The 355-nt window shown below is 50.4% G+C and carries 1 protein-coding gene; it reads left to right on the top strand.

Annotated features, from left to right (window positions below; all coding sequences use genetic code 11):
• Positions 1–81 precede the first annotated feature (81 nt).
• A partial coding sequence (locus tag PZC42_RS23665) for a hypothetical protein (protein ID WP_277213955.1) occupies positions 82–355 on the top strand: 274 nt, incomplete at its 3' end.

Genomic DNA, 355 nt, shown 5'->3' with positions numbered 1-355 from the left:
GTTAATTAGAGCTCGGCAATAATATTGTTCGTCATTGTAATCCCATTATACGTCTTCCCGGAAAAAGTGGAAGGCGTAATCGTGCAATCAGTCAACTTTGAGTTAGAAATTTGGGAACCGGTGAGGGTGCTTCGCACGACGTTGCTCCCACCGGTAAGGCGGCTGCTGGTCAATGTCGAATCCAAAAGAGTGCTGTCGAACAATTTGCTGTCGGTCAAGGTCGAACGCTCACAGGTCGAACTTTTTGTCTCAGAGTTGGTCAAAGTGCACCGCTGGGCCGTGGACAGCCCCAGGAAGGAGCCCACCAGGAACAGGAAGAACAAAGTTGTCGTCGTCATGTCTCACTCAGCTCAGC

The organism is Isoptericola croceus (assembly GCF_029382255.1).
GTDB lineage: Bacteria > Actinomycetota > Actinomycetes > Actinomycetales > Cellulomonadaceae > Isoptericola > Isoptericola croceus.
The sequence above is the reverse complement of the archived record's forward strand: the minus strand, read 5'-3'. Positions and strand labels throughout refer to the sequence as shown.